Annotated in this window: 18 protein-coding genes; 11 read left to right on the plus strand and 7 right to left on the minus strand. The window is 42.0% G+C overall.

Annotated features, from left to right (window positions below; genetic code table 11):
* Window positions 1-191: 191 nt before the first annotated feature.
* Complete coding sequence (locus CJ263_RS07650) at window positions 192-617, plus strand: hypothetical protein (protein WP_094996730.1); 426 nt, start codon at window positions 192-194, stop codon at window positions 615-617.
* Window positions 618-718: 101 nt separating this feature from the next.
* Here the strand turns inward: CJ263_RS07650 and CJ263_RS07655 are convergent, their stop codons facing one another.
* The 3 genes from CJ263_RS07655 to CJ263_RS21090 form a co-directional block, all read right to left on the minus strand.
* A complete protein-coding gene (locus CJ263_RS07655; protein WP_094996731.1) occupies window positions 719-910 on the minus strand; it encodes a helix-turn-helix transcriptional regulator in 192 nt (63 codons plus the stop codon).
* A complete protein-coding gene (locus CJ263_RS07660; protein WP_158657108.1) occupies window positions 894-1,319 on the minus strand; it encodes a hypothetical protein in 426 nt (141 codons plus the stop codon). Before CJ263_RS07660 ends, CJ263_RS07655 begins: the two co-directional genes overlap by 17 nt.
* A 141-nt stretch (window positions 1,320-1,460) precedes the next feature.
* Entirely contained in the window at window positions 1,461-1,637 is a 177-nt protein-coding gene (locus tag CJ263_RS21090; protein ID WP_188669428.1) for a hypothetical protein, read from the minus strand.
* A 259-nt stretch (window positions 1,638-1,896) separates the two neighbouring features.
* On the opposite strand from CJ263_RS21090, the gene CJ263_RS07670 reads away from it, so the two are divergent.
* Together CJ263_RS07670 and CJ263_RS07675 are read left to right on the plus strand one after the other, a co-directional pair.
* Complete coding sequence (locus CJ263_RS07670) at window positions 1,897-2,358, plus strand: mobile mystery protein A (RefSeq protein WP_094996734.1); 462 nt, start codon at window positions 1,897-1,899, stop codon at window positions 2,356-2,358.
* Window positions 2,349-2,957 carry a mobile mystery protein B gene (locus CJ263_RS07675; protein ID WP_094996735.1) on the plus strand — a complete coding sequence of 203 codons (609 nt, stop codon included), beginning with the start codon at window positions 2,349-2,351 and terminating at the stop codon, window positions 2,955-2,957. Before CJ263_RS07670 ends, CJ263_RS07675 begins: the two co-directional genes overlap by 10 nt.
* A gap of 31 nt (window positions 2,958-2,988) precedes the next feature.
* On the opposite strand, the gene CJ263_RS07680 is transcribed toward CJ263_RS07675, so the two are convergent.
* Genes CJ263_RS07680 through CJ263_RS07690 form a run of 3 tightly spaced genes read right to left on the minus strand, consistent with a single transcriptional unit; the run spans window position 2,989 to window position 5,278 of the window.
* Window positions 2,989-3,177 carry a hypothetical protein gene (locus CJ263_RS07680; protein WP_094999153.1) on the minus strand — a complete coding sequence of 63 codons (189 nt, stop codon included), beginning with the start codon at window positions 3,175-3,177 and terminating at the stop codon, window positions 2,989-2,991.
* Window positions 3,178-3,179: 2 nt separating this feature from the next.
* Window positions 3,180-3,950, minus strand: coding sequence for an exodeoxyribonuclease III (locus CJ263_RS07685; protein WP_094996736.1), 771 nt, complete (start codon window positions 3,948-3,950; stop codon window positions 3,180-3,182).
* Between the two features lie 35 nt (window positions 3,951-3,985).
* Window positions 3,986-5,278 carry an aminopeptidase P family protein gene (locus CJ263_RS07690; RefSeq protein ID WP_094996737.1) on the minus strand — a complete coding sequence of 431 codons (1,293 nt, stop codon included), beginning with the start codon at window positions 5,276-5,278 and terminating at the stop codon, window positions 3,986-3,988.
* A gap of 152 nt (window positions 5,279-5,430) precedes the next feature.
* Here CJ263_RS07690 and CJ263_RS07695 point away from each other — a divergent pair, with 152 nt between their 5' ends.
* The 3 genes from CJ263_RS07695 to CJ263_RS07705 are packed head-to-tail and all read left to right on the plus strand — an operon-like array spanning window position 5,431 to window position 11,792.
* Window positions 5,431-8,592 (plus strand): WD40/YVTN/BNR-like repeat-containing protein, encoded by a 3,162-nt coding sequence (locus CJ263_RS07695; protein WP_094999154.1) that lies wholly within the window; start codon window positions 5,431-5,433, stop codon window positions 8,590-8,592.
* A 21-nt stretch (window positions 8,593-8,613) separates the two neighbouring features.
* The gene (locus tag CJ263_RS07700) at window positions 8,614-10,065 is read left to right on the plus strand and encodes a M20/M25/M40 family metallo-hydrolase (protein WP_094996738.1); all 1,452 of its coding nucleotides are present in this window, start codon (window positions 8,614-8,616) and stop codon (window positions 10,063-10,065) included.
* 38 nt (window positions 10,066-10,103) lie between these two features.
* Window positions 10,104-11,792: a M28 family peptidase gene (locus CJ263_RS07705; RefSeq protein ID WP_199768164.1), complete on the plus strand. Its 1,689-nt coding sequence runs from the start codon at window positions 10,104-10,106 to the stop codon at window positions 11,790-11,792.
* On the opposite strand, the gene CJ263_RS07710 is transcribed toward CJ263_RS07705, so the two are convergent.
* Window positions 11,789-12,367 (minus strand): peptidylprolyl isomerase, encoded by a 579-nt coding sequence (locus tag CJ263_RS07710; RefSeq protein WP_094996739.1) that lies wholly within the window; start codon window positions 12,365-12,367, stop codon window positions 11,789-11,791. The genes CJ263_RS07705 and CJ263_RS07710 overlap by 4 nt on opposite strands.
* Window positions 12,368-12,597: 230 nt before the next feature.
* On the opposite strand from CJ263_RS07710, the gene CJ263_RS07715 reads away from it, so the two are divergent.
* The 5 genes from CJ263_RS07715 to CJ263_RS07735 all read left to right on the plus strand — a co-directional run bounded on the left by CJ263_RS07715 (window position 12,598) and on the right by CJ263_RS07735 (window position 19,487).
* The gene (locus CJ263_RS07715; RefSeq protein ID WP_094996740.1) at window positions 12,598-15,483 is read left to right on the plus strand and encodes a beta propeller repeat protein; all 2,886 of its coding nucleotides are present in this window, start codon (window positions 12,598-12,600) and stop codon (window positions 15,481-15,483) included.
* Between the two features lie 18 nt (window positions 15,484-15,501).
* Entirely contained in the window at window positions 15,502-15,891 is a 390-nt protein-coding gene (locus CJ263_RS07720; RefSeq protein ID WP_094996741.1) for a DUF2721 domain-containing protein, read from the plus strand.
* A 125-nt stretch (window positions 15,892-16,016) separates the two neighbouring features.
* Window positions 16,017-16,460, plus strand: a complete 444-nt coding sequence (locus tag CJ263_RS07725) for a hypothetical protein (protein ID WP_094996742.1) — start codon at window positions 16,017-16,019, stop codon at window positions 16,458-16,460.
* Between the two features lie 320 nt (window positions 16,461-16,780).
* Window positions 16,781-17,449, plus strand: coding sequence for a succinate dehydrogenase cytochrome b subunit (locus CJ263_RS07730; RefSeq protein WP_094996743.1), 669 nt, complete (start codon window positions 16,781-16,783; stop codon window positions 17,447-17,449).
* A 22-nt stretch (window positions 17,450-17,471) separates the two neighbouring features.
* Window positions 17,472-19,487: a fumarate reductase/succinate dehydrogenase flavoprotein subunit gene (locus CJ263_RS07735; RefSeq protein WP_094996744.1), complete on the plus strand. Its 2,016-nt coding sequence runs from the start codon at window positions 17,472-17,474 to the stop codon at window positions 19,485-19,487.
* The last annotated feature ends 31 nt before the right edge of the window (window positions 19,488-19,518 follow it).

A 19,518-nucleotide genomic window follows, 5' to 3' on the forward strand; every position in this document is an offset into this window, starting at 1 on the left:
TTAACTTGTGCAACAGGCACACCGGCTATAATTCATTGCTGCATTATCCTTAAATTTAAACCTAATCAACCATTAATTAGGTCCGATTTCTCTTGGACATTTTCCGTTGGAAAAGTCCGCAACAAAATCATAGCGAGGCGTTGTGCTTCATTTTGCAAATGACTGACAGAATTAAACTAATGAACTTATAAATGATTGATTTAGATGAAAATAAAAAAGAAATCCGGGGATTTATTACCAATTCGATTTCTAGATTTAAATCAGAAAATGAAGAACCGAACTCTATAGGAATATATTGTTGTCCGTGGTCTGGATGGATAACTACCAATTTCAATATAAACAAAACAATTGAGGAGACTGAAAATAACTGTCCTGATTTTGAATTTGTGGAATATGACTTTCTGGAACTATCTGAATGGCAAGATGAATATGAAACTGATAATCCTCAATTCAAATTAAATGATTCAATAAATATTCACGACCACGACCTGGGAGATAAAAATTTCAATCAATTGATTTTTGACTATTTAAAACCACTAGTTATTGATTTAAAAGAAAGTTACGAATTCGACTTTCTTCTACAGATGCTGGACAGCAATTTGGCGGAGAAAATATAAAAAAACGAAAGCACAACAACATCTATTCGCAATGCCCTTCGGGACACTGCGCATAGCCAAAACAATGATATACAATTTAAACTCCTGGTTTTGTCCTCTAATTATTCCATAATGAAAACCTCTTCAATTCTCAACTTGAATACTTTTGAAATATCATATGCTAGTTGAAGGGAAGGATTATATTTTCCTTTCTCAAGAAAAACAATAGTTTCTCTTCGTACCCCAACTTTTTTAGCCAGTTCAATCTGGGTCAAATTATCCTTGGCACGGAGTTCCTTAATTCTTGTTGTCATCTATGCCTACTCTTGAAAGGTACAACCGAATAAAAAGAAAAACGAGGGTCATCCCGGCCATGCCAATCACTATTACCAATTTGGCTTTGTTTACTGAATCAACAGAAAATATATCTAGGGTAAACAAACCAACTAGCCACATATAAATGGAAATCCTAAAGGCCATCGAAGCAGCCTTTTGATTTATCTTTTTTGAGAGCTCGTCTTCAGGCTTTAAACCTGATTTGGCATCATTAAGTGCTTGAATACCAGAATAGATTACAAATCCAACTATAACCAACATGACTCCAATAGTTCCGTAAGCGAATTCATTAAATGGCTTGGTTGTTTTGAATATCCAATAACCCATTAAACCCAAAATAAGGGCCGCAACAGTAAACTTTACTATCGCTAAATTTTTTGCTTTCATATTTATGTTATTTATTTCTAACATGAAGTTAGATATATATAACTTTATGTGCAAGTAAATTCTGAAGAAATTACAATTGACTAAATAAAAATGCATAGAACAACGTGTAAGCGCAATTAAAGTGGATTCAGCTATAAAACTCTATTCAGAACCCCTCCGCTTTTTAGAGTAGTAATAAAACAAATAGGCCACTAAAATCAAGACCACAAAAGGCAAATAGGTGCCAATGGCAACCCCTATTTCATAGGCACTGTCCGGAGCTTCCTCCATCTTCTTTTCTATTTCCGAAACATCCTGTAAAACCATAAATACACCCATAATCATATATCTATTTCCAAACTGATGGGACAATGGTCGCTGCCCATAATCTGGTCATGGATTTCAGCCGACTTCACCTTGGGTCACAGCGATTCGCTCACTACTATAAAGCTTTTGGTTTCAGTATAACTGTCAAAAAAGTAAATTTAACTATTTACTTTTTTTTGTAATATGTAAATTAATTGATTTACTTTTTACTAAATTTGTAATGATTTTAATTTACATAATCAATATTTTGTATACTTAATCATTTACAATAATGAGAAATAAACGAAAACTTTTAGTTGAGCAGTTGAACCAAAAACTATTCCCATTCCTTGAATCAAGAAAGGTTGTGGTTCCAGAGCGTGGTTGGATAAATGCAATTCGAACCTCACTTAACATGACCATGGCCCAGCTTGGTGCCAAATTAAATATTACGAGACAAGGGGTAAAAAATATTGAAGAAAGCGAAGCCTATGGCAGGATATCGTTAAATTCATTAAAAGACGTGGCCCATGCGATGGACTTAAAATTAGTCTATGCACTGGTCCCACAAAATGGCACCATTAACGATTTAATTCAAAACAAAGCTGAGAAGTTGGCTCAAAAGATAGTCTTGCGAACCAATCAAAATATGAAATTGGAAGACCAAGGAATAGGAGATGAAAAGATTTCCCAAACAATCAGGGAACTTGCAGAGGAAATAAGACGAGAAATGAGAAAATCACTATGGGATTAAATTTTGATTATCAGGATGGTCAAACCCCTTTAGACGTAGAAGAAAAGGAAGGTCTCAAAATTAAGTCCATTACTACCCAAGGAGAATTGGATGAATTTGAACAATTGAACATTGAAAAAGCGGTTGAATGGACGATTCATACAAATTTCAAACCTGAGAAAATATTAACTGAAAAATTTATCAAGGATTTACATAAAAGAATGTACGGCGATGTTTGGAAATGGGCTGGGGAGTTTAGAAAAACCGAAAAAAATATTGGGGTTCCATGGACACAAATCGGGATTGATTTAAAAAATCTAATGGATGACACAAAGTATTGGATAGAAAATAAATCATATTCCCCTGAAGAAATTACTATTAAATTCAAACACCGACTTGTCTCAATTCATTGTTTCCCAAATGGAAATGGGAGGCATTCCAGGTTGATGGCGGATATTATTATAGAATCCATATTCGGACAAAAAATATTCCCGTGGCATCAATCTAATATGGTTGAACCCAATGAAACAAGAAAAGCATATATCAATGCTTTAAAATATGCTGACAACGGAGATATTGAGCCATTGCTTGATTTTGCAAAAAACCAAACCGACAAATAAAAATACCTATTTAATAAATAAATAGCATCCTCTAAAGGCTATTCTCGTCAGTACCCCTCCGCTTTTTAGAATAGTAATAAAACAAATAGGCCACTAAAATCAAGACCACAAAAGGCAAATAGGTGCCAATGGCAACCCCAATTTCATAGGCACTGTCCGGAGCTTCCTCCATCTTCTTTTCTATTTCCGAAACATCCTGTAAAACCATAAATACACCCATAATCATATATCTATTTCCAAACTGATGGGACAATGGTCGCTGCCCATAATCTGGTCATGGATTTCCGCCGACTTCACTTTGGGCCACAGCGATTCGCTCACCAAAAAATAATCGATACGCCAACCTACGTTTCTGCTTCGGGCACCGCCGCGCATGCTCCAGAAGGTATATTTATCAAAGGTATCCGGGTGCAGCGTCCTAAAACTGTCCTTTACCTTTAAAGTGGACAACATATGCTCAAAACCATCGATTTCCACCTGTGTAAATCCGGAGGTCTTGTTGTAGTTGGATTTTGGGTTGGCCAAATCGTTTTCGGTATGGGCCACATTAAAATCGCCCGTAATGATCAACGGTTTCTTTTTGGAAAGATTCAATAGATAATCGGTAAAGTCCTTGTCCCACCCGGAGCGGTAGTCCAATCGCTTCAGTCCGTTTCCACTATTGGGCACATAGACATTGACCAAATAAAATGCATCATATTCCGCATAGGAAATCCTACCCTCCATATCATGGTCCTCAATGCCCATATCGCTACCAAAAGAAATGGGTTTCTGCTTTGATAAAATTCCTGTTCCGGAATACCCTTTTTTCTCCGCGCTATTGGTAAACAGTTCGTAATCTGTGATGCCTTTTAGGGCCTCTTCCACCTGATCGTCCTGTGCCTTGGTCTCCTGAAAACAAAAAACATCGGCATCAAAATCGGAGACCACTTCTTCAAAGCCTTTCTTGACGGAAGCCCTGATACCATTGACATTCCACGATACTAATTTCATAACTTAAAATTATTGATTTTATATATTGATGCCTATTAAGCATTCATCAATTCTTCTATTTCATCTGCTTCTATGGGGATATTGCGCATTAAATTGAAGGGGGCTCCATTTTCCTGGATAACCACATCATCCTCTAAACGGATACCCATATTTTCCGCAGGAATGTAAATCCCCGGCTCTACCGTAAAGACCATATTGGCTTTCATAGGTGTTTTTAACGCACCATAGTCATGGGTGTTCAACCCAATGTGATGGCTTGTACCATGCATAAAGTATTTTTTATAGGCCGGCCACTCCGGATTTTCATTTTGTACATCGGCCTTGTCCAACAGTCCGAGCCCCAATAACTCCGAGGTCATGAGCTTACCACATTCCTTATGATATTCGGACCACAGTGTTCCCGGAACCAACAATTTGGTGGCTTCGTCCTTCACTCGCAATACAGCGTTATAGACTTCTTTTTGCCTTTTGGTGAATCGCCCGTTCACAGGTATGGTCCGGGTAAGGTCGCTGGAATAGTTGGCATACTCCGCGGCTACATCCATCAGGAGCATATCACCATCCTTACACGGTTTATTGTTTTCTAAATAGTGCAGTACATTGGCATTATTCCCCGAGGCGATGATGGGTGGATAGGCAAATCCCTTGGAACGGTTCCGTATAAATTCGTGCAATAGCTCAGCCTCCACTTCATACTCCATAACGCCGGGCTTTACAAAGCCCAACAGCCTGCGGAAACCTTTCTCGGTAATGTTACAGGCCATTTGCATCAATTCCAGTTCCTCCGGTTCCTTAATCCCACGGATTTCCTGAAGTATCGGGTTGCTTTTCGCCATTTGATGGGCCGGATATTCCTGTTTACACTTTTGGATGAAGCGATCCTCGCGGGTTTGGGTTTCCACAGCCTGCCGATAATGCTCATTCGTATTGAAGTAAATGGTATCAGCTTCCGTCATCAGATCAAAGAATATTTTATCGAATTCCTTTAACCAATAAATAGTCTGTATTCCCGACACTTCCGTTGCCTTTTCCTTGGTCAATTTTGCACCTTCCCAAACGGCAATGTGGTCGTTGGTTTCACGAACGAACAGAATTTCCCGGTGTTTTTTGTCCATCGCATCTGGAAACAATAATAGAATGGTTTCCTCTTGGTCGGCCCCACTTAAATAGAAAATATCCCGATGTTGCTCAAAGGGCAGAACACTATCGGCCCCAATAGGATAAATGTCATTGGAGTTGAACACCGCAATACTTTTGGGACGCATACTGTCCATAAATTTTTGACGGTTCTTTATAAAAAGGGAATTCGGTATCTGTTCGTATTTCATGTAAATTATGATTTTGACATAAAATTAAACAATAGCCATGGTTCTTGTAAAGATTACGGCACATATTTGCCGAAATTACATACTTGGTTAAAAGGTATTTTAGGGAACAAATGGCTAACTTGTGCGTAACGTTTTCCAACAAACCTATTGCCATGAAAAACCGGTATTTTTTAACTACATTTTTACTTTTAGCTTTCCTAACTGCATTCGGCCAAACCCAACCTTCTGTTTTTAAAAACTTAAAATTCCGATTTATTGGCCCAGAAGGCAATCGTACCATTGCCATGGCCGGGGTACCGGGAGACCCCATGACCACCTACATCGGTGCGGCATCGGGAGGATTGTGGAAAACCTCCGACGCCGGTATTAGCTGGGACCCCATTTTTGACGACCAAGATGTTTCTTCCATTGGTTCTTTGGCCATTACTCCAACAAATCCGGAAATCCTCTGGGTAGGCACGGGCGAAACTTTTGTCATTCGGCCCGCCCATGCCATGGGCGATGGCATCTACAAATCCGAAGACGGGGGAAAGACCTGGAAAAACATGGGACTTGAAAAAACGGGACGCATCGGTAGGGTCCTTGTGCATCCTACCAATCCAGACATTGTATATGCAGCTGCTCTTGGACATACCTACGGACCACAGCAGGAACGAGGCGTATATAAAACTACGGATGGCGGGAAGACCTGGAATCGTATCTTTTTTGTGGACGAGAACACAGGTGCAGCCGAACTGGCCATGGACCCGAAAAATCCAGACCGACTCCTAGTAGGCATGTGGTTCATACATATCAATACATGGGGCTTGAACAGCGGTGGCCCCGGAGGAGGTGTTTACAGAACTTTGGATGGTGGGGATACTTGGGAGCCCTTGTCCAAAAACGGCCTGCCCGGAGGTGAAGACCATCCCGTGGGAAAAACAGCCGTAGCCATTTCACATTCCAACCCCAATATTGTCTATGCCCTTTTTGAAATCGATAGTCCGTCCCTTTATCGTTCCGAAGACTTTGGGGAAACCTGGACCCTACAGACTCGAAACCACGATATTGCCGAACGCGCACCTTACTACACCCGGATGGCGGTTTCAACTTCTGACCCTAATGAACTCTATTTTGCCAGTGTCAAGTTCAGTATCTCCAAAGATGGCGGCAAGACCATTGAAAGTGGGTACAGTGCCGGAGGCGACAACCATGATATCTGGGTGGACCCCACCAATGCGGACCGACTCATGGTGGCCCATGATGGGGGCGCCAGTATCAGCATGAACCATGGCAAAACCTTTCAGCGTATCGTGCTGCCCATTGCCCAGATGTACCACGTGGCCGTAGATGATAAAATTCCCTATAATGTTTTTGGGAACAGGCAAGACGGCTATTCCTACATGGGGCCAAGTAACAGCAAACAGGGCTATATCCCCTTGGGCCTTTGGAAAGGTGTGGGCGGATGCGAAAGTGGCTTTGCACAGCCCGATCCCTTTGATAACGACATCGTTTGGTCCGGTTGTTATGATGGGGGACTGCAACGTTATAATGTTAAAACGGGACACGCCCGTGACGTACGGGTTTGGCCAGAGGCCGGGTACGGTTGGGAACCGGGAAAATTGAAATACCGTTGGCATTGGAATTTTCCATTGGCCTTTTCGCCCCATACAAAACATAGGGTATACGTGGGTAGCCAATATGTGCATAAAAGTGATGACGGCGGACAAAGTTGGCAGGTAATCAGTCCGGACTTGACCTTAAACGATAAGACCCATCAACAAAATTCAGGAGGTATCGCTGTTGACAACCTTATGACCTTTGACGGTTCGGTTTTGTTCAGTATCGTGGAATCAACATTGGAACCGGGCCTTATTTGGACAGGTAGTAATGACGGGCAAGTCCAGCTAACCAAAGATGGCGGAACCACTTGGACCAATGTAACCTCCAATATTCCTGACCTTCCCAAATGGGGCACCATAGCCAACATAGAAGCATCCCGATATAGAAAAGGCAAAGCCTATATTACGGTAGACCTTCATCAAATGGGCAACTTTGACCCTTATGTTTACAAAACAGAGGATTATGGGCAAAACTGGAAACTGATAAGCAGTACCGTGCCCAAATCCGTTCATAGCTTCGCCCATGTAATAAAAGAAGACCCCAAAAGGGAAGGAATGCTCTACTTGGGAGTAGATAACGGACTTTATATAAGCCATGATGATGGTGAACATTGGATGCGCCTGCGTAACAACCTGCCCCCTGCCCCGGTCTATTGGCTGGAAATCCAAGAACGGTTTGATGACCTTGTGGTGGGTACTTACGGAAGGGGCTATTACATCCTGGACAATATTTCCCCTTTACGCGAATACGATATGGACGCCAAGGGTGCGGATGCACACCTTTTTAGTCTTAGGCCAACATTTCGTTTCCAAGATGTACAGAGCATCAAAACGGACGGTCCCAGTCTAAATTCTGGCCGAAATCCTGCGTACGGAGCTGACATCAATTATTATTTAAAGGATAGCACGGATCAAAAAATCGAACTGCAGATTTTGACTCCGGAGGATGAAGTGGTCCGAACCTTGAAAGGTAAAAACGGCCCGGGCATCCATAGGATTATGTGGGACCTCAGGTACGAACCTACCTTCAAACCCAAACTCCAGACTACCCCTCCCGGAAGGCCTTGGGTGCAGCTAAATGGTGAAGGATGGCGACCTTTGGTCACGTGGGACCTAGATCTTATGCGAGGACAATACGGACCCAAAGTTGTGCCAGATACCTACAAGGTAAAATTAATCATAGGAAATAAGGAATATATTAGGGAAGTGGAAGTTTTGAAAGACCCCAGTACGGAAGGAAGCCTAGAGGATATTCAAGAACAGGTTGCTTTTTCTTTGGAACTTCGGGATGCCATGAACCTCGCCGTAACCATGATCAATGATATTGAAACCATTAGGGAAGAACTGAACATCATAATCCCGAAATTGCGCAAGGAAGCCGATCGAAAAAAAGCGGCCGAATTACGTATCTTGGCGACCAACATTGCAGGTAGCCTATATGATATCCATCTGACCGGGGCCCGGGAAGATGCCTTTAGATCACCTATGAAGCTTTATGGCAGATTGAGTGCCTTAGCCAGTGATATTGGCGGTTTTGGTGCCGATTTTAAACCTACGGACCAGCAAAGGGACGTATATGCCATCTTTAATAAACGTCTTAAGGATGTGGATGCAAAATTTAAAAAGTTCATTGATGTAGAGGTAAAACAATTGAACAGCCAATTGAAAAAAAGCGAACTACAAATACAACATACCAAAAAAATAAAGTCATAACATAATTCAATTAACACACTTATGAAAAAACAACTCCTTATTGCCCTAACAACTGTCTTGCTCATGTCTTGCGGTGAATCCAAAAAAGAAGAATCCCAAGCGGAACTATTTGCTAGAATCGACGCGGAAATACAGCAAAATGCCAAGGGGTACAGCACCCTTAAAGAAGCTACTGAAACCATCGGGCACCGCCTAACAGGTTCTGAAAATGGGGCCAAGGCAGAGGAATATACCTATAACAAGTTTAAGGAATACGGTTATGAGGACGTGGAATACCAAACCTTTGAGGTAGAGGCTTGGTCCCGAGGAACGGTATCCGTATCCATTAACGATGAACCCGTGAAGGCAGTAACCTTAGGGCATTCTCCTGTGGAAGCAAACGTAACCGGGGAAATTGTGGATATGGGCAACGGCCTAGAGGCGGATTATGCGGTAAATCCAGATGCCGTAAAGGGCAAAATTGCCTTGGTCTATATCAGTATTTTGGAGGGAAGTCCGGAGGGCTTGACCAATCTGCACCGAAGTGAAAAAACAGCCTTGGCCATCAAATACGGCGCCAAGGGAATCATCATTATCAATCAAGTAGATAATGGGGTACTATTAACGGGAACCGCCTCCGTAACCGGGGAATTGATACCCATTCCTGCGGTATGTATCGGCAAGGAAGATGGTATGGCCTTAAAAGAATCCTTGAAAACCGGCAAGGCCACTGCTCAAATTGAAATGACCAATAATAGCGATATGATCAAGGCTAGGAACGTGGTAGCTACATTACCTGGTAGTGAAATACCAGAGGAAATTATTGTCATTGGGGGTCATTTGGATTCTTGGGATTTGGCGACGGGGGCCATAGACAACGGTATTGGATCCTTTGCGGTATTGGATATTGCGCGTGCTTTTAAAGCCAACAATCTTCACCCTAAAAGAACCATAAAATTTGTTATGTTCATGGGCGAGGAACAAGGATTGTTCGGTTCAAGGCACATGGTAGCCGAGGCTTTAAAGGAGGGCACCATGGACCAAATTAAATATATGATGAATTTGGATATGGCGGGTAACCCCATAGGAATGAACGCCGGCGGAAAATTGGAAAACGAAGCCTTTTTTACTGATTTAGGCGCTGCCATACAACAACAGGACAGCATCTATAAAAACGAGTTTTCCAACCGCTCTGGATTGCATAGCGACCACCAGCCTTTTATGTTGGAAGGGGTTCCTATTTTATCCGTGCACAGCGACTTGGACCGTTCCATTTATGGCTGCTATCATTCGGATTGCGACGACTTTAATTTGGTGAACGAGGAACATATGACCAATACTTCCCGTTTTGGAACCATGATGCTATATGGCCTAGCCAATGCCGAGACCTTGCCTGCTACTAAAATGGACAGCGAGACCACTAAGGAATTTATGATCAAAAACAACTTAAAGGAAAAACTGATTATCGGGGGGGATTGGAAATGGGAGGAATAAACCTTGGTAACCGTCTATATAAATGGACAAAGTTTATAGTGATATGGATTTTTTTAGCCGTGTCCATGGTTTTCTACGGCCAAAATTCCAAAGAGAGTAACCCTTACTTTAAACTTGTCCGTCCGGCATTTGATGGAACTTTGGCCTATAACACGACCGAGTTTGTTGCCCAATATTGGCGGGTTCCCGGAAATACAGGTTTCAATAAAAGTGTTGATTGGATTGCTACCGAACTGAAAAAAGCCGGCTACGTTTTAGAATCCGAAGCCAAATCTGCGGACCGACTCACCTATCGCATAGAATCCAGACCCATGGATAGGCCCACTTGGGAACCTGTTTCGGCACAATTGGATATCTTTGGGGAAAGTACGCCGCTTTTGGTCTCTTCCAAAAACAGGAATATGACCTACCTCAACTCCGTTTCCACTCCTAAAGGAGGTATTACGGCGGAGGTCATTTATATAAAACCGGAGGATGACCTCCCTTCGATGGACTTAAAAGATAAAGTCGTCTTTATGGAGTCGGGTATCAGAAGTATTTACAAACAACTTTTGGAAAACGATGTTTTGGGTGTCCTGTCCTATGATAATCCGGATTATCTACAACCCGAAAAAAATGTCACTTCCATTCAATTTAGAAGCCTACCATCACAAACCGATACCAAATTTTGGGGTGTTGCCCTATCCTTCGAAGCCAAGGAAAGACTACGGGAAGCCTTAAAAAAAGGAAGAACAAAGGTGACCGTGAATATTCAAACAAAGATCTACAACGCGGATGAACTTACAGTAGTGGCGAATATAAAAGGCTCAAAAAACCCTCAGGAAAGATTGGTCTTTAGTGCCCATATTCAAGAACCCGGGGCAAATGATAATGCTAGTGGAGTCGGTACACAATTGGAAATGGCAACGGTAGTTGCTGGTTTGGTCAAGAAAAACAAAGTAGAAGCGGACCGAACCTTGACCTTTTTATGGGGTGATGAAATCTCTTCGACCCATAGGTACATACAAGAGGATAAAGACAGGGCCAGAGGCATAAAATGGGGCATCAGTCTGGATATGGTGGGTGAGAATACCGATATCACAGGAGGTTCCTTTTTAATAGAAAAAATGCCTGATCCCAGTGCCATTTGGACCCGTGGACAAGACAAGCATACAGAATGGGGCGGAAAGGTCCTCTCTCTGGAGGATATGAGACCCCATTATTTCAATGATTTCATCATCCACAATTTTAAAAAGCAAGGGGAATATGCGAATTGGGAGGTGAACACCAATCCCTTTGAGGGAGGAAGCGACCATACACCCTTTTTAAAAGCGGATATCCCCGGACTACTTTTATGGCATTTTACGGATCAGTTCTATCATACCGATAATGACAGGATTGACAAAGTCTCCCAAGAGACTTTAAAAAATGTGGGGACGGCCGCTTTGGCCAGCGGACTTTATCTGGTCAATGCCAATACCGATACAGCCCAAAATGTTCTAGATATCGTTGAAAAAGCGGCCTTGGAACGTTTGGAATCAGAATTTGAGCTGAGCATAAAAAGTGTACATCCCGCGGAGGAAAAACCAATACTTGCCGCTTGGGAGGATTGGTACTTAAAAGCCTTACAGTCTATAACAGATTTGGAACCCGTACCCACGGAGGAATTGCAACATAGGATTAAAGTAGCCCAACAAAAAGTGAAAGAAAAAACCCAAAACTACTTGGCAGAACTTGACGCACGTTAATCCAAATCAATGGCAAACTTCTTAAGGTCTTTGGCGCTCATCTTTAAAATATTAACGTCCATGGTAATGGGTATTAAGGGTTCGTCCAAACTGTCTGTGAGCACATTGACCATGGCATCTACCACCGGCATGCCCTTGATTACCTTGCCGTACACCGTATAGTCACCATCCAAGCGATGTTCGCCTTGCTTGTTCTGTACAATATAGAATTGGCAACGTGCCGATAGTTTATCCGGATTTCCATCCCTCCCAGCACCAAAGGCACCGTACCTATGTTTCAGTTTTTCATTGAATTCCGGCGCTAACAGATATTCAGGATCATTGAAGCCTTCCGGTGTATCCGGGCAACCTGCCTGTGCCACAAAATTGGGAATGACCCTATTGAAAGTGAGACTGTCCCAATACCCGGCATTCGCCAATTGAATAAAGCTTTTCTTATGATTGGGTGTCTCATCATACAGCCATACCAAAATTTCACCCTTGGGCGTTACAATTTGGCCTACATCATACTTTTTTAGGGATGAGCAGGCAGAAAGAACAAGACAAAAGGCAAAAACCAGGATACTATTTTTCATATGTTCTAATTATGGTTCTTCAAAGGTCACATGGAACATCCAAGATAATTCGTCAAGGATGTTTCATTCGTTATATTTTCAATCCTAAAACTACAAAAAAGAGGGAGATCAATTATTGCCGCGCCCTTTTAGTTTTAGGGACCTCTATTACAATGGCTTTTGCCAAGAGATTTTTTTGCCTTACCCTAAACTTATTCCTACCTTCCATGCTATAATGTGAGCTTTTTACTATGAGACTTTTTTTCGTTATCACCTTATGTACCATAGGCCTAGGCATGGCACAGGTACAACCTACTACATCGAAGGAATTGACCCTTAATTTAACCACCAAGGCAGCCCTTAGGGAACAATCGCTTTTTAAGCATATTCCCCTAACGAACATCGGACCTACGGTCATGAGCGGTAGGGTGGCCGATTTAGAAGTCAATCCAGATGATCCCACCGAATTTTATGTAGGCTATGCCTCGGGTGGAGTTTGGCATACCAAGAACAATGGCACCACCTTCACCCCGATTATGGATAACGCGCCAAGCATTAATGTAGGGGATATTGGTATCCACTGGCCTTCCAGGACTATTTGGGTGGGTACTGGAGAGAACATTTCCTCCCGTTCATCCTATGCTGGTATTGGCATACTAAAAACGACCAACAATGGGAAAACATGGGAAAACATGGGTCTTGCCGACGCACATCATTTTGGTCGCATTCTTGTACATCCCAACAATCCAAATGAAGTTGTGGTAGGGGTTACGGGCCATCTCTACTCCCCCAATGAAGAACGGGGCATGTATAAAACCACTGATGGCGGAAGAACGTGGGAAAAGACCCTTTACATCAACAATACCACGGGAATCATTGATGTAGCCCATGCGCCCAACAATTTCTCGATACAGTATGCGGCAGCGTGGGAAAAGGATAGAAAGGCATGGGATTTTACAGGTAGCGGAAACGCATCGGGCATCTATAAAAGTACGGACGGCGGTAGTTCATGGAAAAAAATTGCGGAGCCGGGAAGTGGGTTTCCAACAGGAGAAGGTGTTGGTAGAATAGGGTTTGCCGTATTCGATGAACAAACGGTATATGCCGTCCATGACAATCAGTTTAGACGCCCAAAAACCACAAAAGAAGAAGATAAACCCTCTGGCCTTACCAGAAATGACTTCATGGCTATGACCTTATCCGAGTTTCAGGAACTGAGAAATTCCGAATTGGATTCCTTTTTAAAAAAGAACCGCTTTCCCAAAAAATATACGGCAGAAACCATTAAGGAAATGGTCATAAAAAAAGAGATACAACCTTCCGATGTGGCCCGATATCTTGGAGAAGGGGATTCAGATGAGCCGGAAACGCCAGTTATCGGGGCCGAGGTATATCGCAGCGATGACGGAGGTCAAACTTGGACAAAACAGAACGAAGATTACATTGATAATTTGTTTTATAGTTATGGTTATGTATTTGCCCAAGTGCGAGTGGACGCTAGCAATAAGGATAAAATCTATCTTCTAGGCGTTCCCATTATCAAATCCGATGATGCAGGGAAAACCTATACCTCTATCCAAAAGGAAAATGTACATGTGGACCATCATTCGCTTTGGGTGAACCCGAAGCGGCCCGGGCACCTCATCAACGGCAATGATGGCGGTTTAAATATTTCCTATGATGATGGGGCAAACTGGACAAAGCAAAATTCCGAATCCGTGGGAACCTTTTTTGCGGTAAACATTGATCATCAAGAACCCTACAACGTATATGGAGGTCTTCAGGACAATGGCGTTTGGATGGGCCCAAACAATTCTGAGACCGACTTTGAATGGCAACAAACCGGTCATAATCCCTGGAAGGGAATTGCCGGTGGGGACGGAATGCAGATACAAATAGACCGTAGAAACCCACAAATCGTGTATACGGGCTCACAATTTGGGTATTATTCCCGATTAGACCTTGGGAAAGACACACGTACCTTCATCAGGCCCGCCCACAGTTTGGGGGAATCGCCCTATAGGTTCAATTGGGAGTCCCCAATTCTACTATCAAGTCATAATCAGGACATCTTGTATTTTGGGACCAACAAATTTATGCGGTCCATGGACCAAGGCGATACTTGGGAACCCATCTCCCCCGACCTGACCTCTGGTGGAAAAAAGGGAAATGTACCTTATGGAACTATTACGACCATCTCAGAATCACCCTTTCAATTTGGGCTACTTTATGCAGGTACGGATGATGGACATATACAAGTATCCAAAAATGGAGGTAGTACTTGGGAGGATATTGGACAGAACATCAACCTTAACTCGATTTCCGGTACGATCAGCACAAATATGGGGCACCCCCTTTGGGTGGCTCAAGTAGTGGCATCCCAGCATAAAAAGGAACGGGTATACGCCGCTCTCAGCGGTTACCGCTACGACGATTTTACCAGCTATATATTTAAGAGCGAAGATTATGGGAAGTCTTGGCAATCCATTACTGCCAACATACCCGACGCTCCGGTTAATGTAATTATTGAGGATACCGCAAATGAAAATTTACTTTTTGTAGGTACGGATAATGGCTTGTATGCCTCGTTGAACCAAGGAAAGACTTGGGAAGCTTTTCAAAACGGCATGCCCAATGTAGCCGTACATGACCTTGTGATACAGCCCGAAGCACAGGAATTGGTTGTGGCAACGCATGGAAGGGGAATCTATAAAGCGGGTATCGCACCATTGCAGTCCATGACCCCAGATATTCTGAATCAAAAAATACACGTATTTCCCCTTGAAAACATAGAATATTCAAACCGATGGGGCAATGCACGAAGCGAATGGCAAAAACCCAATACACCCGGACTTGATATTGTATTCTATGCTTCAACACCTGGTATGATTAAAGCCAAGGTACTTTCTGAAGATGGTATTGTTGTAAGCCAAACCGAAACAAATGCGGACAAAGGAATTAATATCCTCTCTTTTGATGTGGCCTTTTCCAAAGACGGAAAAAACAATTATTTACAAAAACATAAAACCAAGCTGGAAGAGGCTAAAGACGGTAAAACTTATTTGCCCAAAGGAACGTATGAGGTAGAAATTTCAGGGAATGGAAAAACAGAAAAAAGCACCTTTATAATTGAATAAAAAAATAGTGCGTACAAAATGGAACTAACCCTAGGAATTCCCGCATTGCTGTTTCCGGCCATTTCCCTGACGATGTTGGCCTACAACGCCAGATATCTGGCCATAGCCGCATTAATTAGGCAGCTTCATCAAAAATTTGAGGAAACAGGTTCAAAATCAGTAGGGTTACAAGTTCAAAAATTACGAAAACGTTTGACGATCATAAAAAACATGCAGGCGACGGCAATTTTCAGCTTTTTGCTTGCCGTAATTACCATGTCCTTGATTTATGTCCAGTTATCGTTTTGGGCCAATCTTGTTTTTGGCGTTAGCTTGCTGGCCCTAATGATTTCGTTGATTCTGTCCTTTATCGAGGTTCAGCTTTCTACGAAAGCCTTGGAAATACAACTTAAAAGTATGGAGAAATAAATCTTGGTTAAAAGCCTTTTCTTCATCAAATCCGCCGAAGTGTGTAAAATTCTTATCATATGTTGCTAAACCGTTAAAAGCCGAAATAAGCATTATATTTATGTTCCCTTTTGAAAAATAACCTTATGAAGCGTGTAAAGGACATTCCCTTCTTTAAAAATATAGTGGAAGTCAGGGAATTTGAGTTTGGCGTATTTTATTTTTTTGACGGATTGGTTATCTCCGAAATGAAGGAAGGCATCGTTTTTGACTGGAATATGGCTTCCAAAGCAATTAATGCCGCCAAGGAAATTTTTGGGGAAAATAAGCCTATCGCATACATTTCAAATCGGATAAATAGTTATACCGTGGTACCGACGGAATGGCTAAAGTTCTACAAAAACAGACATCAGTTAGCATACTACAGTGTAGTAGGTGCCACCCAAGGTAGCTTTGCCAGTATCGTTTTGGAACGAATGTTCTTTAAGGAGTCTCTAAGACAATTTACTGATCTTGAAGCGGCAATCACTTGGTCCATGGAAAAAATTAACAATCAGGGAAAAGAAAAGTTTTCCAATCATGTTAAATGATTAAAAATAATTATATCCATTGTGCCAAAAGTCCATTTCTTTTCCTGAGTTTTTTTAATTGAGACCTTTTACACAATTCCTAGAGTATTTCGTAATATATCTCATTTTAACCCATCAGGAAAAGGATAATTACAAGGAATCTTGATTAGATACGGACATATTATGTTTAAGAAAAATGCGTATAATGATAGTTTTTTAAGATTGATCTTAAACAGATAAATAGGCCTTCTTAAAATGGGTCTAAATAAGCACACTTAGGTTCTTGAAAACTTGTTAATAACTCCCTTGTGCTGTAAATTTGTAAATAAAATAATCAACTAATGAGCGGATTTTTTAAATCTTCGATTGGCAGAAAGTATGCAATGGCACTTTCGGCCTTTTTTTTAATGATTTTCCTACTTCAACACTTTGCCATTAACATTCTATCGGTCTTTAGTCCAGAAGCCTTTAACGAGGCCTCTCATTTTATGGGGACTTTCTGGGCAGTACAATATATTTTACAGCCTATTCTGATCTTTGGTGTTGTTTATCACTTTGTAATGGGTTTCATCTTAGAGGCCAAAAATAGAAGTGCGAGGGTAAAATCATATGCAAGAAACAATGGTGGTGCCAACTCCTCTTGGATGAGTAGGAATATGATTTACAGTGGTCTGGCCATTTTGGCTTTTTTGATTTTACATTTTATCGATTTCTGGATTCCAGAAATCAACACGAAATATATTCAGGGTGACATGTCAGGTTTATTGCCTGACGGAGATTATCGCTATTATGAGGAGTTAACACATAAATTTGTTAGCCCACTACGTGTCGGCGCCTATGTTATTGCATTTGTGTTTCTGTCCCTACACTTAATGCATGGTTTCAGTTCTGCATTTCAGTCGGTAGGTGCAAGTTCTATGAGAAAGGAAAAGCTACAAACTTTTGGTAAGGCATATGCAATCCTCTTGCCTTTAGGATTTATAATTATTGCTCTTTATCATCATTTTTAATCATTAATAATACCAAATACTTATGTCTGTATTAGACTCAAAAGTACCTAAGGGTCCATTGAAAACGAAGTGGACCGATTATAAGGACCATATCAATTTAGTTAACCCGGCCAACAAACGTAATATAGATGTTATTGTTGTAGGCACGGGACTTGCCGGTGGTTCCGCAGCTGCTACCTTAGCAGAATTGGGATATAATGTAAAGACGTTTTGTTATCAAGACTCACCTCGAAGGGCGCATTCCATTGCAGCACAGGGTGGTATCAATGCGGCCAAGAATTACCAAGGTGATGGTGATTCTGTTTACAGGTTGTTCTACGATACTATCAAAGGGGGTGATTACCGCTCTAGGGAGGCCAATGTATATCGTTTGGCAGAAGTGTCTGCCAATATCATTGACCAATGTGTGGCACAAGGTGTTCCTTTTGCCCGTGATTATGGTGGTCTTTTGGACAACCGTTCCTTTGGTGGGGTTTTGGTTTCCAGGACCTTTTATGCAAAGGGGCAAACCGGGCAACAGCTTTTGCTTGGGGCTTATTCAGCAATGAATAGACAGATTGCAAGAGGTAAGATTACACCATTTAACCGACATGAAATGTTGGATGTGGTTAAGGTTGATGGAAAGGCACGAGGTATTATTGCAAGGGATTTGGTCACGGGAAAACTAGAAAGACATTCGGCACATGCAGTCGTAATTGCTTCTGGTGGATATGGAAATGTTTATTTCCTTTCCACTAATGCTATGGGGTCCAATGCCACCGCGGCATGGAAAATTCATAAAAAGGGGGCCTTCTTTGCCAATCCATGTTATACTCAAATTCACCCCACTTGTATTCCACGTTCCGGGGATTATCAATCCAAATTGACATTGATGTCAGAGTCGCTAAGAAACGACGGTAGAATATGGGTGCCCAAAAATATTGAAGATGTAAAGGCCATTCGTGAAGGACGTAAAAAACCAACGGATCTTAGCGAAGACGAAAGGGATTACTATCTAGAAAGACGCTATCCGGCCTTTGGTAACCTAGTGCCCAGGGACGTAGCTTCCAGGGCCGCCAAGGAAAGATGTGATGCCGGATATGGTGTAAATGCTACCGGTGAGGCCGTATATCTTGATTTTGCTTCGGCCATTTCCCGTTACGGTAAGGAGCAGGCTAAAATACATGGTATCAGCAATCCTAGCGATGCAAAAATTTATGAACTTGGAAAGGGAATTGTAGAGGCCAAGTATGGTAACCTATTCCAAATGTACGAGAAAATCGTTGACGAGAACCCTTATGAAACCCCTATGATGATTTATCCAGCGGTACACTATACTATGGGCGGCATTTGGGTAGATTATAATCTGATGACGACCATTCCCGGATGTTATGCGATTGGAGAGGCCAATTTCTCGGACCATGGAGCTAACCGATTGGGGGCTTCTGCTCTGATGCAAGGTTTGGCCGATGGATATTTTGTGCTACCCTATACCATAGGGGATTATCTATCCCATGAAATTAGAACGGGAAAAATACCTACCGATACACCCGAGTTTGAAGAAGCGGAAAAATCCGTCAAGGACCGTATTGATTTCTTCATCAATAATAAGGGAACCCATTCCGTTGACTACTATCACAAAAAACTTGGGAATATCATGTGGAACAAGTGTGGTATGTCCAGAAATGCAGAAGGCCTAAAAGAAGCTGCAGAAGAAATCAAGGCGCTACGTGAGGATTTTTATAAGAATGTAAGCGTTCCCGGATCTGCTGATGAATTAAACAGTGAGTTGGAAAAAGCTGGACGTGTGGCCGACTTCTTAGAATTGGGAGAATTGTTCGCAAAAGATGCCTTAGTACGTGAAGAATCCTGTGGTGGTCACTTTAGGGAAGAATCCGTTGAAGAGGACGGGGAACAAAAAGGCGAAGCAAAAAGAAATGACGCAGAATACGCATTTGTTTCCGCTTGGGAATACAAAGGTGAGCCTTCGGAAGCGATTTTGCACAAAGAGCAGCTAGAGTTCAAGGAAATAGAATTAAAACAAAGAAGTTACAAGTAGTTGATGGTTGCTAGTTGTTGGTGTATTTGAG

This window comes from Maribacter cobaltidurans (assembly GCF_002269385.1).
Taxonomy (GTDB): Bacteria; Bacteroidota; Bacteroidia; order Flavobacteriales; family Flavobacteriaceae; genus Maribacter; species Maribacter cobaltidurans.

What these genes read in the sequence shown, in the direction of transcription:
- CJ263_RS07650 (WP_094996730.1), top strand. Translation starts at nt 192, where the DNA reads ATGATTGATTTAGATGAAAATAAAAAAGAAATCCGGGGATTTATTACC.
- CJ263_RS07655 (WP_094996731.1), bottom strand. Translation starts at nt 910, where the DNA reads ATGACAACAAGAATTAAGGAACTCCGTGCCAAGGATAATTTGACCCAG.
- CJ263_RS07660 (WP_158657108.1), bottom strand. Translation starts at nt 1,319, where the DNA reads ATGAAAGCAAAAAATTTAGCGATAGTAAAGTTTACTGTTGCGGCCCTT.
- CJ263_RS21090 (WP_188669428.1), bottom strand. Translation starts at nt 1,637, where the DNA reads ATGGGTGTATTTATGGTTTTACAGGATGTTTCGGAAATAGAAAAGAAG.
- CJ263_RS07670 (WP_094996734.1), top strand. Translation starts at nt 1,897, where the DNA reads ATGAGAAATAAACGAAAACTTTTAGTTGAGCAGTTGAACCAAAAACTA.
- CJ263_RS07675 (WP_094996735.1), top strand. Translation starts at nt 2,349, where the DNA reads ATGGGATTAAATTTTGATTATCAGGATGGTCAAACCCCTTTAGACGTA.
- CJ263_RS07680 (WP_094999153.1), bottom strand. Translation starts at nt 3,177, where the DNA reads ATGGGTGTATTTATGGTTTTACAGGATGTTTCGGAAATAGAAAAGAAG.
- CJ263_RS07685 (WP_094996736.1), bottom strand. Translation starts at nt 3,950, where the DNA reads ATGAAATTAGTATCGTGGAATGTCAATGGTATCAGGGCTTCCGTCAAG.
- CJ263_RS07690 (WP_094996737.1), bottom strand. Translation starts at nt 5,278, where the DNA reads ATGAAATACGAACAGATACCGAATTCCCTTTTTATAAAGAACCGTCAA.
- CJ263_RS07695 (WP_094999154.1), top strand. Translation starts at nt 5,431, where the DNA reads ATGAAAAACCGGTATTTTTTAACTACATTTTTACTTTTAGCTTTCCTA.
- CJ263_RS07700 (WP_094996738.1), top strand. Translation starts at nt 8,614, where the DNA reads ATGAAAAAACAACTCCTTATTGCCCTAACAACTGTCTTGCTCATGTCT.
- CJ263_RS07710 (WP_094996739.1), bottom strand. Translation starts at nt 12,367, where the DNA reads ATGAAAAATAGTATCCTGGTTTTTGCCTTTTGTCTTGTTCTTTCTGCC.
- CJ263_RS07715 (WP_094996740.1), top strand. Translation starts at nt 12,598, where the DNA reads ATGAGACTTTTTTTCGTTATCACCTTATGTACCATAGGCCTAGGCATG.
- CJ263_RS07720 (WP_094996741.1), top strand. Translation starts at nt 15,502, where the DNA reads ATGGAACTAACCCTAGGAATTCCCGCATTGCTGTTTCCGGCCATTTCC.
- CJ263_RS07725 (WP_094996742.1), top strand. Translation starts at nt 16,017, where the DNA reads ATGAAGCGTGTAAAGGACATTCCCTTCTTTAAAAATATAGTGGAAGTC.
- CJ263_RS07730 (WP_094996743.1), top strand. Translation starts at nt 16,781, where the DNA reads ATGAGCGGATTTTTTAAATCTTCGATTGGCAGAAAGTATGCAATGGCA.
- CJ263_RS07735 (WP_094996744.1), top strand. Translation starts at nt 17,472, where the DNA reads ATGTCTGTATTAGACTCAAAAGTACCTAAGGGTCCATTGAAAACGAAG.